Annotated in this window: 11 protein-coding genes; 2 read left to right on the forward strand and 9 right to left on the reverse strand. The window is 32.9% G+C overall.

Annotated elements, in window-relative coordinates; translation table 11 throughout:
* Nucleotides 1–39: 39 nt before the first annotated feature.
* Nucleotides 40–3651 carry a glycosyl hydrolase-related protein gene (locus tag QZZ51_RS07195; RefSeq protein WP_291867924.1) on the reverse strand — a complete coding sequence of 1204 codons (3612 nt, stop codon included), beginning with the start codon at nt 3649–3651 and terminating at the stop codon, nt 40–42.
* 43 nt (nt 3652–3694) lie between these two features.
* Complete coding sequence (locus QZZ51_RS07200; RefSeq protein ID WP_291867927.1) at nt 3695–4714, reverse strand: LacI family DNA-binding transcriptional regulator; 1020 nt, start codon at nt 4712–4714, stop codon at nt 3695–3697.
* A 337-nt stretch (nt 4715–5051) separates the two neighbouring features.
* On the opposite strand from QZZ51_RS07200, the gene QZZ51_RS07205 reads away from it, so the two are divergent.
* Nucleotides 5052–6260, forward strand: coding sequence for a site-specific integrase (locus QZZ51_RS07205; RefSeq protein ID WP_291867930.1), 1209 nt, complete (start codon nt 5052–5054; stop codon nt 6258–6260).
* On the opposite strand, the gene QZZ51_RS07210 is transcribed toward QZZ51_RS07205, so the two are convergent.
* Nucleotides 6249–7316 (reverse strand): hypothetical protein, encoded by a 1068-nt coding sequence (locus QZZ51_RS07210; protein WP_291867932.1) that lies wholly within the window; start codon nt 7314–7316, stop codon nt 6249–6251. The two genes, QZZ51_RS07205 and QZZ51_RS07210, sit on opposite strands and share 12 nt — an antisense overlap.
* Before the next feature lie 67 nt (nt 7317–7383).
* Between QZZ51_RS07210 and QZZ51_RS07215 the strand changes: the two genes are divergently transcribed.
* Nucleotides 7384–8376: a type IV toxin-antitoxin system AbiEi family antitoxin gene (locus QZZ51_RS07215; protein ID WP_291867935.1), complete on the forward strand. Its 993-nt coding sequence runs from the start codon at nt 7384–7386 to the stop codon at nt 8374–8376.
* Nucleotides 8377–8487: 111 nt separating this feature from the next.
* On the opposite strand, the gene QZZ51_RS07220 is transcribed toward QZZ51_RS07215, so the two are convergent.
* The 6 genes from QZZ51_RS07220 to QZZ51_RS07245 form a co-directional block, all read right to left on the reverse strand.
* Nucleotides 8488–8946, reverse strand: a complete 459-nt coding sequence (locus QZZ51_RS07220; RefSeq protein ID WP_291867938.1) for a hypothetical protein — start codon at nt 8944–8946, stop codon at nt 8488–8490.
* Between the two features lie 2 nt (nt 8947–8948).
* Complete coding sequence (locus QZZ51_RS07225; protein ID WP_291867941.1) at nt 8949–9311, reverse strand: helix-turn-helix transcriptional regulator; 363 nt, start codon at nt 9309–9311, stop codon at nt 8949–8951.
* Nucleotides 9312–9318: 7 nt separating this feature from the next.
* The gene (locus tag QZZ51_RS07230; RefSeq protein ID WP_291867944.1) at nt 9319–9861 is read right to left on the reverse strand and encodes a hypothetical protein; all 543 of its coding nucleotides are present in this window, start codon (nt 9859–9861) and stop codon (nt 9319–9321) included.
* A 190-nt stretch (nt 9862–10051) separates the two neighbouring features.
* A complete protein-coding gene (locus tag QZZ51_RS07235; RefSeq protein ID WP_291867947.1) occupies nt 10052–11179 on the reverse strand; it encodes a hypothetical protein in 1128 nt (375 codons plus the stop codon).
* Nucleotides 11172–13826, reverse strand: a complete 2655-nt coding sequence (locus tag QZZ51_RS07240) for a DEAD/DEAH box helicase family protein (RefSeq protein WP_291867949.1) — start codon at nt 13824–13826, stop codon at nt 11172–11174. Before QZZ51_RS07240 ends, QZZ51_RS07235 begins: the two co-directional genes overlap by 8 nt.
* A 1-nt stretch (nt 13827) precedes the next feature.
* The coding region (locus tag QZZ51_RS07245; RefSeq protein WP_291867951.1) for a DNA methyltransferase at nt 13828–14776 on the reverse strand (949 nt) is incomplete at its 5' end.

Below are 14776 nucleotides of genomic sequence, written 5' to 3' on the forward strand. Positions count from 1 at the left end.
TTATGGTTAGTTATTTACAGCCAATCAATTTTATTTCTACTATTTATTCACATCCAAACTAAATGTTTCAATAGCGTATTTACCCACTTTTAATTCAGGGGCAACAGGTGTAGGATTCTCCTCTATAATATTGGTGTGTTTGTACGAATCGATGTTGAAATAAGAGGAAATATTCACCTTCTCATTCCCATCCTTAATATTGTACATACGTGCAATAATATCTTCAGAATCTTCCGCTTTCTTAATGGTCGTTATCATAACATTCTCGGTATCGATTGCGAAGAAACTCAAGGATTCTGGTAAGAATGATTTTGTTGAAGTTTCTGGATAAACCACTACACTTATTGGTTCATTTTCTTGTTTGGCAATTTGTCGCCCCTTGATACTTCCCGCTTTGTTGGAAGTGAACACATTATGAAAGTCGTGGTTACCTGCCTGTGAGTATTCATTTCCTTCCCAATGGCAAGATGTTCTACTCGCCAATAATATATGTTGTAATACGGCTTTGTTAGCATCATGCGAGGTAGGATCTATCCAATCTGCCGCAGACACTGATGAACTCAACGTAACTGAAACATCATTATCCGTCGCGGAAATCCAATCGATAATTGCCCTTGGGTGTACATCTTTACAAAGTGGAGTATAGCGCTCCCCTGCTGTCTTGATTTCATCTTTACCAACTCTTACACTTCCAAAAGGTACTTCGTGGGCAATTTCAGGGTTCTCCATATTAATTGGAAATGCCGTTCTAAATTCGCGATACAATTCACCCGACCAGTTTCGCAACTCCGAATTAAAATAGATGCGTTTAAGATTATGATATAAAGTTACATCCTGTCTTACAATGGCATGTTTTATTTCTTGTTCCAATCTATATTTGGTATAAACTGGCCCGTTTTCTAGAACTACCCATTCAGGATTATGAAGACTCATTTTATCAAAATCTACCATACTTACTTGCTGTACATCTCCAAATTCACCAGCGCCATTTCCGACCGACTGTAAAGTGAAAATTTCTCCTCCTTTTAAGTTATCAGTATCAAGTAATTCTTTTTTTAATTCTTTATCATAGACTTGTGCTATGCCGCCTTTCTCAAAAGTTACTTTGTAAAACCGGTTTTCATAGGTCGAAGTTGATGCCTTACTAGTGTTATTGGTTACTTCATTCTTCTTGCTTGAAATGTAATACGTAGCATATCCTATAGATGGAATATTCTCAGCGATAAAGGTGATGTCGGCATTTTTAAGACTACCATCTTCATAATATGTCTCATTGGCACTTTGAGAGGATACCTTTTTCTTGTCTGCAGATACAATCGCAATATTGTGTGTATTTCCTTTAGGAAAATCTAATGTCATTGTTACTGGGTCTGTGCGTTCCCAGGATAGACTATTGAATAGAACAATTGGGGTTCCCAATTTCTCGTTTTTCTTTATCCTTGAGGATAAAAAATCTATTCCTTTGTTCAATAGATTTTGCCCCATGGTTCTTGATTTTACCAAATTCTCTTTGAATAAATTATCGGTAATATCACCATCATGACCACCCCAACCATGATCGGGATAAATTTTAGCTTGCCATGCTTCATCAAAATCCTTAAATGGATATTGTATTTTATTTGGATCGATGATATTTGCAATCGAAAGAAACTTTTCTGCTGCCGGCAATAATTTTGAGGCTTCACGACTAGCAGTAAGGGCATCATGATGCCCAGGGCCATGAATATACACCCAAACATTAGGACGTTCCCCCATAATGGTATCCACTTTGGTGGCATTTTTTTCTGCCAAAGGCATAAATTCATCTACCGTCATAAGTTCCATTTTTGGTAAGTGAACATTTTTAGCATTTCCCTTTTCATCTTTTAGAGCATCAAAAGAATTCCATGATTCAATGAAATCGGAATAATCAATTGCCGGTAACATATCCTGACTTGAAAGCAATGGGGTCTGGATTTCACTTCCCTCAAAATTCTTCTCCCAATACAAAATCTGTTCAGCACCATATTTCATTTTATTGTTCAAGTCTCTTGAAAGATATAGCAAATCGTTACCGTAATGACCGGGTGAGTATGTAAAGACCGAACTACCGTCTGGACTCGCCCAATGGAACATTCCTTTGGCATGCCTGCTTATAATCATATAATCAACTCCTGCTTTTTTAAGTATTTGTGGTGTTTGCAAAGATCTACCTGGTACATCAACATTCCAGTATACTTTAGAATCATATCCTCCAAAAGTTTTCTTTACCCACTTTTTACCTAAATACAATTGACGCACCTGGTCTTCTGCATCGTACATATCTTCATAAGGGCAGTTATAAGTAGCGCCTACGGATATTAGTTTCTTATTCAATAAGGTGGTCAATTTCTCTACGGATTCGGGATGTCTTTGTATATATTCTCGTAACATTAATCCGTCTTCAATATCAAATCCGTAGTCATCTCTTATAAATGCATCTTTGAGAACAGGCTTCAATAAAAGCGTATCTCTAAGAATAATACATACTTCTGGACGATCAACCCATGCAATATCTTGATGACTTGAATTCATGATAGAAACCAATCCTCCGTCATACTTTTTTTCAAAAAAATTATCAAAGGTTTGGTAAAATTCAGGCTTGTACAATTTAGTCAATGATGCAACCCAACCGTTGCCATATTTGGCTCTATGATGATATAGGTATTTACCTTCAACATCTGTTTTCAACAAAATTCCATCTCCCTTTTCAAATTTAAGGGCCAATTCCTTACCATCATATACGATTGAAAAACTGTGTTTTGGTGGTTTTATACCAAAAGACGCCTTAGACATTTCGCCTTGGGCCTTGAACTTTTTTACTTTACTTTTCTTTCCATCACTTACTAAATAGACTTGCTTGCCATTAAAATGGGTAGGAGCATCAACATATAGTATTTCATTTTTCTGCTTGATCATAAATGCCACTTCATCTGAAACCGACCTTTTTATGCGTTCAACCACATCTGTTCCTTTAAAAATCATAACCCAACAGTTCGAATTCTTTTTATGACCATTGAATTTTATTTTTGCACTCTTACCTTTTTGCACTAAAGATGTTGGAACAGTCAAACGAAAAACTCCTACGCCATCACCATTGCCATCTCTTCTTACCAAAACGTATTGGGCATTACCTTTGCCAGGATTGTCCGTAACCGATAAGCTGCCATCTTCATTGGAGTTGAAGGTTAATAAATGCTTATCATTCACATGAATATCAAAAGACTCTTTTAAAGTAAGATCAATATCACTTAGCATTAAAAAAGTCACCTCATCTGAGGAATAATTAGCTGGCACTTCCCCAGTAAGAAATTCGAATCCCATTTCACCAGTAGTGGCTCTTGCAATCATTGAAACGTTAACATCTTCTCTTATAGATGGATATAGAAAGTACTCAGAGCCAGAAAGCATTTCTTTATAACCCTCTATATCATTTTCACATATTGAATAAAGATTATAGTTCGTGTTTAACTCCTGAATATGACCATTACCATTACCTTCGTGAAAAGGAACACTCTCCTTAATTTCCTTATTAGGATTCTTTGTTTCTGCGTTTGCATTTCCATACCCTAACATAGCTAGACAAAAAATAAATAAGGCTTTAAACGTTTTAAATTTACTTTGATTTTGCATGATATTATTTTTTTACTAAATCGGTTTAGTTAATTAATAAATTTTATACTCCACAAGATTTTCTAATCAGGAGTTTCGTTTTCAAAACCCTTTCATTTTCAATCTCTATATTTTTCTTTTCAATTTCGTTCACCAAAATTTCCACAGCTTCGTTCCCCATGGCATCAACGGGTTGTTTGCTAGCAGTTATCGGAGGGTCAACTAAATCAAATGCACCCAACTCATCAAAACTTATGATTGCCACATCACTCGGAACTTCTATATTCAATAACTTAAGTTCACGAAGTCCAGAAGCAGCCAGGTAATGGGTTGTAAACACTATAGCATCTACTTTATTGGGTCCTTGCACCATATCCTTGATTGCTCCTTTCATTTCAACCTGAAAATTAAAAGGTTCTATTTCTTTTATATAGTTATTCTCTATTTTTAATTCATTTTCAGTTAGTGCTAGTTCATAACCCAATCGCCTTTGCAGCAAGGCATCTAGCTGACTTTTAACACTGACTAGTCCTATTTTTCTTCGTCCATTTTCAAAGAGGTGATTGGTCATATTTTTAACCCCACCAAGGTTATCTACTATTACGAAATTAGTTTTAATGTCTGGATAATGCCTATCAATCAAGACAAATGGAAAATTAATCTCTCGTAACTTTAAAATATCCTCTTTATTTTTCTGAGTTGAAGCGATGATTAACCCATCTACTTGCCTATTCAACATTGAATAGATTAGCTCCTTTTCGGTCTTCGTATTTTCGTTTGAGCTACTAAAAACAACATTGTACCCATATTCTTTAGCCTTAATCTCTACAAAATGAGCTATCCGGGCATAAAAAATATCAGAAATATTTGGCACTATTAATCCAATAGTCTCACTTTTCCCTAAACTCAACCCTCTTGCCATCTGATTAGGACGATAGTTGTTTTTTTTTGCAAAATCTAAAATCCTTTTTTGGGTGTCTTTGCTAATCTTATTTTCATCACCTCTATTATTGAGAACTAGAGACACCGCTGTCTTCGACAGATTCAACTCTTTGGCGATATCCTTTAAAAAAATCTTCTTCAAATTTAACTAAATCGGTTTAGTATTGAAATCGAATATACAACTAAACTGGTAAAATAAAAAATATATCTGGATTTGTATCAGATTCCTCTTAAAATCTATTTAATAGAAACTAAAAAAACCTCATATTTCTATGAGGCTTTTTGCGGTCTGGACGGGACTCGAACCCGCGACCCCCTGCGTGACAGGCGATTAAAATTACATTGCATTTAGCGTCATTAGCTATCATTTAGACTGATTATCAGTTAGTTATGTTTTGTAACTTTGCATCAACTGTCATCAAATATGTTTCTAAAATCCAATTTGTTGTACCTATGTTGTACCCACAAAACTAAATGTTATGTCAAGTATTAAGATTGTTTTACGAAAAAAAGGCCTTTCAGATGGCACTTATCCTATCTGTTTACGAATTACTAAAAATAGAAAAACGAAATATTTCAACACTATTTATAAAAGTTCTGAAAAAGAATGGGATGCTTCTTCAGGTTGTTTCAATAAAAAGAAAACTAACTACATCCAAAATAATAGGTTGCTATTGAAAATAAAAGCGAGAGCATTAAAAGTGTACTCAGAACTTGATTTTGAAAAAGAGTATTTCAATTTAGATGATTTCAGTCAACGTTTTAGAGTAGATAGCAATCCTGCAAATGATTATGTTTTTCCTTTTTGGGAAGAAATAATCTCAGAAATGAAATTAGCTGGAAGAATGGGTAATGCAATTATGTATGAAGAGACCATGAAATCTTTAAAACAATTCTGCGGATTTAAAAAAATACGGTTCCAAGACATAACCAATTCCTTTTTAAACAAATATGAAGCATGGCTTCGTTCTAGAGGTGGTACTGGCGGCGGTATCAGTATTAAGCAACGTACATTAAGAGCATTATATAACAAAGCAATAGAAAGGAGTATTATTAAAGACATTAACCATCCTTTCAAAACCTATAAAATATCAAAACTTAAAGGTCAGGGAATTAAAAAAGCTTTAGATTATGAGCAGGTTACCAAAATTATAAATTTTAATATTTCTAAATATCCACAACTTGCGGAGGCTAGAAACTATTTTGTTTTTAGTTTTTATACCAGAGGAATGAACTATACAGATATGATGGAATTAAAATGGAATAATATTGATTCCAAAGCTATATCCTACATTCGAAATAAAACTAAAGGACGATTTGTAATTAGTATTCTTCCTCCTGTTCGTGAAATTCTCGACTATTATAAAGAGTATTCCCTACCCACAAAATATGTTTTTCCCATTTTATTAAAAGACGGACTCACCCCTAACCAGATTAATAATCGAAAAAAGAAAACTTTGGCAAAATACAATTATGAATTAAAAGAAATTGCTAAAATAACTGGTATTGATAAGTCATTATCTAGCTATGTTGCTAGACATAGTTTTGCTAATTGCCTAAAACAAAAAGGAGTTGCCACTGATGTTATTGGCGAATCATTAGGTCATAAAGACATTACAACCACTCAAGTATATTTAAAAGAACTGGGAAGTTCCGTTTTAGACGATGCTGCAGCTTTACTGGTTTGACCAGTCTCTGTCAATGAGTGGATTTAATTTAGACACAACTTTTCTTGCCCAGACTATATAATCTTTAATATTTGGATTCAACTGATTCTCCAGAATAGCTTGTTTCTCCATTTCATCGAGATAACGCTTTCCTAATTCTGCCTTATTCCAATTTTCTATATCAGAAAATAATTGACTCACTTTCGCCTGTTCTTGTTCTTGCTGTGCCTTTATAGCTTCATGCTTTTGTTGCACCAACAATCTTTTATTTTCTTCAATAGCCTGTTTAGCTCTTAAGTCATGCCAATAACTGCAGTCTTTCTCTATCCATGCTATTATTTCAGGTAAACACTCTTCAATTTTTCGTTTAGTGTTGTCTATCCATTTTTTTTGATTGAATGATGGGCCAGCCTGAAATTCAAGCTTATCAGACTCTTTCCAAGACTGCCTACTCCATCCAGTTTTGTCCTTCTCTCGAATTCTATATACCTTTTGCCGTAGGTTTATTTCGGTTTTTTGCCCAAACATTTTTACATGAACCGTATTACAATCAAAAACTATAGTATACCCCATTGCTTCTACAACACATATTAAGGTATTCATAAATCGTAAAGCCCTTGCCCTTAACTTTACATTTGTATGAATTGGTAATATATCTTGCTCCTGAGCTACTTTCCAAAATCTAAAATTATCCTCACTATTGTCAATATCCTCTAGTAGTTTTTTTGAAGCATTCACCAAAGGATGATATGTTGAGATTCTCCCTGGCACTCTAAACTTTAATTCCTTTCGTTGTTCTAACTCAAAAGCTCGCTTTTGGTAATCAGTTTTAAATTTTCTAGTCTTGAGGCTTATACCAGTAACTCCATTATCTATTTTAGAAAGTGGGGTTTGTTCTACTTTCTTATGGAACCTAACTTTTGACCAATGTCCTCTGCTTGGCAATGGTATATCATTCTCCTCACAAATTTCTTTTAGCCGTTGTGGTTCTATCTGAAACTCCTTAGCGATTGCACTTATAGATTTGCTCCAAACTAAGTCATATAATTCTTCTCTTGTTAATATAAACTTTTCCATCTTAAATCGTATATTTTCATTATATTTGATTGTTCATGTAACATGAACATTGTAAAAAAATGAACAAATGTTAAGTACCATATATTTAAATGAGTGGTTTGAAGCACTTGATTTTGAAACAGAGATACACTATTTATCTCATGATAAAGAAAGTGAAGAAAAAATATACGAAATAAATGGAGAGAATACTTTTGTTGAATTTAAAAATGAAGTAAGACCACAAAATGTATATCAATTCATTAAAGAACGAAGTAAAGATTTACCTGTTTTAGTAGCATCTAAATACATAACCCCAAAAGCAAAAGAAGCTTTAAAAAGAAAAGGCTTTAACTATATTGATAGCTTTGGAAATATATACCTTAATACTAGTACGCATAAATTATATGTAGAAAAAAATAACGCAAAGCCTGTACACAATACATATTCAGAAATTTTTACCCAAACAGCTGGTCAAATTATTTTTCATTTACTTCAAAATCCAGAATTAATAAATGCTACATATCGCCATTTAGCAGATATCAGTTGTGTTTCATTGGGTAGCGTAGGTAAAACAATTAATGGATTATTAAAAGAAGGATTCGCTGTAAAATGGGATAGCACAAAAAAGTACCAATTAGTTCGGAGAGAAGAACTACTAGAAAAATGGATTGTTTTGGTTTGTGAAAAAATATTACCTGCACATAAAATAGGTAACTATAGACCATTTGGTTCTGGTCATTTTAAAGTAGGAGATACAAGCTCTAATTTAGAAACTTGCTGGGGAGGGGAATATGGCGCAAAACTTCTCACGAATTATATAAACCCAGAACAGTATTCTATTTACACAACAAGGGATAAACATGATTTAATGCAACTATTTAAACTGATTCCAGATGAAAACGGGAACATAAGTGCATACAAGTCTTTTTGGAAAGCAAAAAGTATAAAACTATATTTTAATGCAGACGAAAATGCAGTAAACCCCTTATTAATTTACGCCGAACTAGTTTACAGTGGCAATGATAGAAATTTAGAAACCGCCAAAATAATCTTTGATAAGTATGTCAAACCTAACTTATAAAGATTATTCATTTGCCAACCATGGAGAGGTATATCAGATATTGGAAAAAATATTTACTTCTCATAACATTACCTACTATCTAATAGGGGCTAATGCAAGAGATATAAAGCTTTATTCTAACTCAATCCAATTTTCTAAAATCTTATTTGGATTGATTACAGGAATAGTTGTTGAACCCCAAGAGGAATTTAGTAATTTCTCAAAAATAATACCTCTAAGAGTTGAATATGAGATACCCGCTAATGTTGCCCCGAAAATTTTTTTAAAGGTGGGTTCTCCATCTTCTTTGATACTATACATTTGTTCCAAGTTATCTACGACAAAATGAAAGTCATATCGAAAACGAGCTATACTCTCTGATTCCCTGTCTGTTAGCGCTAGTATAAGGTCTAAACCTAACAAGAATGCTTTGTCTTCAAGTTTATGCGCACTTATGTGTGCAATCCTCATATCAATTGGCTCGTCATTTTTAAAAGGCTCATTCAAATCTGTGATAGAGACTTCCAACGGTTCAATTTGTAATAAATGAATCTTTTCAGGATCAATATGATTTTGTTCTTTCTTTGCCATAATTAGCTAGCGTAGCCAGACATAAAGCTATAATTTGATGGTTTAGCTTGCTTCTTAGCGTCTGAAATATAAAAGTGTACGTATTTATACTCTTTTTCAATATGTATTAAATCCTCCCCTAAAGCGTTCTCTAGTTTAGCAATAGTTTTAATGGTAAAGTTATGGGTGCCACTTAACCATTTGCTAACCTCAGAAGCAGATTTTCCCATTTTATCAGCAAACTCGCTTTTACCCATACCCTTTTCTTTAAGTATACGAGCAACCTTGTTTGCAATGGCCAAATTATGTTTGACCATAATGTCAATTTCTGGATTGCCGTACTCGGCTAACCAATCTCCTATAATGTTGTTTTTGTTTTTTTTCATCTCTCAGTTAATAATATAAAATCACATCATCTTCATAATTAATATCAGTATCCGAATCTATCCAGATGATATCTCTTTCTTGAAAAGCTTGATCTATAATATTTGTAAGTTGGTTTGCTAGTAAAAAATGTGTTTTTACGTTTGGGCATTCTTGGGCTTTGTCTTGCGTTTTAATTGCGCCGTTAAAAAGAATGACTACGTTTGAGTTCAATCGATGACAATATAGCCTTAAATTGTTTGGTGCTGTTTCATCGTCTTCTGTGTAAACGGGTGGGCGGCCCATTGCATAGGGCGGAAGCCCCATTGCTTCCCCTTGATACTGTTCGTCTCTAAAATACTTGTCTTGTGCTCCATATTTGTTGCCTATTTCTGCCAGCCATGAAAGAATATGATTCAGTTTTTCAAGATTTGCTGTGGTTTGCTCTTCAACAAAGTGTTCAAACAAAGATTGTGCCGCTTCAACGGATACATCATCCTTGTCTAATACAACAGAATAGTAACAGACCTTTTGGTAATCAAAAATGTGCTTAAGTCGTACTATCCCATTCATTAGTCGGTAAATGTATTAAAAAATTTCACTTATAAGTGAAATTTTATATTAAATGTTGTGAAATAAGGTTTAAGTGTGGTCTACTACCCCCTCATTCATGTTATTGTTAACGTTAAAAGGCTTTCAGGTCAGTCCAAATCCATTCTGAAATAATATATAAAAGTTATATTAAGCATGTCAAAAATTACAATTAGATAAATCGCCTATAAAATTCGTGATTTTCCTCAGCCTCATCTCCACCCAAAAATAATACCATTGACTCATCTGCTTTATCTTCCTTAATCTTAACAAGTTTTAGCTTGTATTTATCGTTCATAACATCGATTAAATTATTTATAAGGTCGTTACTAAGTATTTCTTTAGAATGAAGAAACTCCATTTGATTTACTAAAACTTCTTTGAGTTCTCCCGTAATTCCATTATGAGAATTGACAGAATTTTTCGCCAACATGGCAAGATTATCCACATAATTAATTATTCCAGAGTGGTCTACAGTTCTAGCAAATGGATAAGTAGTTCCGTCTAATAATACTTTCGAATCTTTGTATACACTATACAAACAATTCATACGATGAATATCATCTGTCATTACTTGCATTGTCACGTAACCTCCTACTGTATTAGGGATATCCATACTGGTTACTCCTTTTGTCGATAAATCCAATGCTTTACCCTTTGCGATTACCTCCAAAATAATATTATTTAATAAAAATATCGAATCTTGAATATCATCTGTTAGCTTATGCTCTGCACAAAATTCTTGAATTCTATTTTCTATGAAATCTGGACTTGTACTATAAAAAGGCTCATTAAACATGAGTTTTCTGCCATTAATATCTATTGTCTTAATCGTAGTTGAGTCGCCATCACTTGTAACACAATCTAAAACAAAACTCTTTTCTCTTTTGATGCAAATAGCAGTTGCCTTAATAATAGGTTTTCCTGGTAAAAAGATTTTTAGGTAAGCATGCTTATCGTTAACAACCGGTTTTTGAATTTCTCTATTAAGTGTTTTAAAGTAGTCTTTATGAGTTCCTGTTCCATCTTTCATTGGTGATATATAACCCCAATTTCCCAGAATGCCCATCATCAAATCTGAACCATATTGATGAACTTTAACCTTCACTAATCTGTCAAAGTTACCTCTTGGCAAATCACCAAAAGATAGTTGCGTATCTCCTGCAACTATACCATATTCTTTAGTAACGCAACCTATTATTAAAGTCATTGATATGTAACTAGTTTTTAATTTTAAAAAATCGAATTTTGATTGCCTGAGTTTAATTGAAAAGAATGAAATATTAATTTCTTTATTCAATTAACTGGCCTACTTTATTCACTACTTTATATTCTAATTCCTCAAACTCGTTAAAGTGTGCCTTTCCGCATTTGATTTTCAACTGTTCGTCTCCTGTAAGTTTTGCTAAATCAACTTCTGGTGTTCCCGTATCTTTTGTTTCTGCTACAAAATAAATTTTCTTATCATCTTCAAAAACTAAAGCCCAATCTGGATTGTAATTCCCAATTGGTGTTGGTATCTTAAACCAATTCGGTAGTTTGAAATAGAATTTTATTTGGTCACTTGTTTCACAGTCCAGTGCAAATCTGCTCTCAACTCCTGAATCTAAAGGCACAAACTCTTCATAAATCGTTTTGGAAGTATCTGCTACTTTAAAGGAAAAATCGTTTAAATAAACTTCTAATTCTTGCGCTTCAAACAAAGCCATTTCATAATCTGAGCCACCGATTTTTTGATACTTAATTCCATCTATCATCAAATCATATAAAGTCCTTTTAATAGCTTGGGTTGCTAGATCTAAAAACAGTTGTGGATTTATTAAAATATCTCCAATTCGTTCGGACTTACTTAAAATTTCTTGAATTGTAGAACGAGTTAATTCTGTTTTGCTTTGTATGTAGCCCAAAACATCTGGGATTTCCCAAGAGTAACCACCATAAGATTCAACTTTATCTCCTGCATACATTGTTTCTACACCTTCATCAGTCATATTGATATTGACTTTTGTTGAGCGAATAGAAGGTGCTTTGATTTCAGGTAAATCCTTAACGGCTTTTGAAGCTAACGTAATTAATTCATCTGTTTTATAATCAACTCTGTAAGTTGTTTTCTTTTTGAGGTTTTCCCAAATTTCTAAGAATTTCGGGTCTGCTTCAAAACCTTTTCTATATTTAATTGCAGTCCTTTCACGTTTATTTTTTATTCTACCTGTAAATTCTACACCACAATCATCTTCTATTTCCTTTTGTAATGTTTTAGCAAAATCATCATATGATTCATTTGCTATTACTGTAAGACGATTAATATTTTGGTCATAAGTTCTTTTACCCGATTGGTCAACAGCTAAACGTAACCCTCTACCAATCTCTTGACGCTTTTTAACTTCTGATTTGGTTTCGTTTAAAGTACAAATCTGAAATACATTAGGATTATCCCAACCTTCTCTTAATGCTGAATGGGAAAATATGAAACGAAGTGAATTATCTATATTCAGTAATTTCTCTTTATCCTTCATTATTAGACTATAAGTATCATCATCTGATTTGGTTACGCCTGAAGTATCTTTAAATTTACCTTTCTTGTCTTGCGAAAAATAACCGTTATGTGTTTCCTCAACTGAAAACCTATCTAATTCTTTGAATGCAGGTTTAGAAATATATTCTTTATAAATCTCTTCAAACCACTCAGCGAATTTACCTTTGTTCTGAATTCCTGCTGAATCGTAATGTCGGTAATTAGCAACTTTATCAATAAAGAATAAGGAAAGCACTTTAATTCCTAATTTATTTAGGCGTTTTTCCTTTTTCAAATGTTCCTCAATTGTTTTACGGATTTGAAATTTCATTACTTCATCATTCAATCCCCCTTGGCTATCACCTTTGTACAATAAATTTCCATTAGAAATAGAAATGCAATTATTTGTAGCGTCTATTTCTTCAATGATATAGCCATCTGCATAAATCTCTCTTTCGTTAGAAAGTTTATATAAATCGTCTCCAACTTTTACAGAAACAGATTTCTTTTTAACTCCGCCTTTGTCGTTAATATTAATTGAAACTTTAGCGGTAATTTTCGTTTTAGTGGCTTTAATTGAATCTACTTGTACAAAAGCATCATTAAATGCATTTTCTTCTACTATTGAATCTACTTCAATTTGTTTTACCAAACCTAAATCGTAAGCTTTTACTGGATTTAAACTATAAGTTAAATTATATTGACTTCTATGAGTTGCTGAATAACGAAGCGTACAAAGTGCTTTTAAATTTTCAATTGCAGAAATACGTTTTTCTGTTTCCATATTTTGTGGTTCATCCACAATAACTATTGGATTTACAGTCTGTATAAATTCTATTGGTTTTCTCCCGTTTGCTCTATAATGCGGTTGATTAATTATGTTTTGGTCTTTGGCAAAAGAATCAATATTAATAACTAAAACTTCAATATTATTAGTAGTAGCAAAACCTCTTAAAGTTGAAACTTTAGAACTATCGTATACTTGAAAATTAACTGGGATATTGTCATATAAATTTTGAAAGTGCTCGTGTGTTATTTCCAAATTTTTCAAAACTCCTTCACGAATTGCTACAGAAGGCACTACAATTACGAATTTTTTAAAACCATATAATTTGTTTAGTTCATAAATGCTTCGCAAATACACGTAAGTTTTTCCTGTTCCTGTTTCCATTTCAACAGAAAAATGCATTCCATCTAAGTTAGTTGATTGCTCTATTTCATTTGCAATTTGAATGGATTGAAGATTGGATAAGATTTGGTCTTCAGACAAAATCAAATTATTACTTACACTATTTATTAAGTCTAATGTACCTTCTTCTTTTAGGTTAAATTCCATAATAGAATCTTCCATTGGCTGACCTTCAAACAAATCTGTTATAGACTTTATAGCATCTTGCTGATATTGTAGATTAGAATCAAACGCTAATTTCATATTATATCGTTTTAAACTCTATACCTGAATCTTTCATTTGCAATACAGCGTTGGTTTTTAATTGGTCATTACCTTTGAAGAGTTTGTCTAAAGCAATTATTTTTTTAGGTTTGCTCGCAATAATTGTATCAATGATTTTTTGATTGACTTGTTCCAATAAAAACACTAATTCGTTTTTGTTTATGGAATAAAATCCATCTTTTTCTTCTATTTGGCTATTGAGGTCCTTACCACTTTTTAGCAATAATTCATAAACCATATTTTCTGTAGTGGCATTTTTTGCTACTGGGTCAATAAATAACTTCATCTGTTCTTCTAATGCTTTTGAGTCTTTGCCTGTTATTTGTTGCCATTGCTTGAAGTTACTATCTGAAAGTTTTAAAACTTTGAAGCCCAAATCTTGATTTTTAAGTTGTTCAATTTTAGATTTAAGTTGTTCAATTTTAGATTTGGTTTCATCTGTTGGTAATTCACCTTGCAATCTTTTAACTTCAGATTTAAATTTTTTAATTTTTTCTTGTATTTTTTCTTGTACTTTTTCTCCTGTTCTACGAATACGTTCTTTAGAAATATCAGCTATGGTATTAAACCTTGGACTATCATCAATCATTTGGTCCAATTGAACATTTAAAAACTTATTACTAGTCTTATTTTCAAAATTTAAGTCCATTAATGCTGTGGCAGTAGTCGATGTTCCACTAAAAAAATCCAATACAATATCATTTTTTTTCAAAACAATTTGCATTAAATGTTTAATAAGTGAACTTGGTTTAGGTGTTTCAAAAGCAGCATCCTTTCCCATAATTTCAAAAAACTCTTTCATGGCTGAATCTGTATGACCTACATCCTGTGAGGGTAACCATGTCCAGGGAACAAATCCATCAATCTCATCAATATATCTTATTAGATTTGGTTGCGCATTGGAATCTTTACCAAAATAAATTCTACCA

It is taken from the genome of Maribacter sp. (assembly GCF_016744255.1).
Lineage (GTDB): Bacteria > Bacteroidota > Bacteroidia > Flavobacteriales > Flavobacteriaceae > Maribacter_B.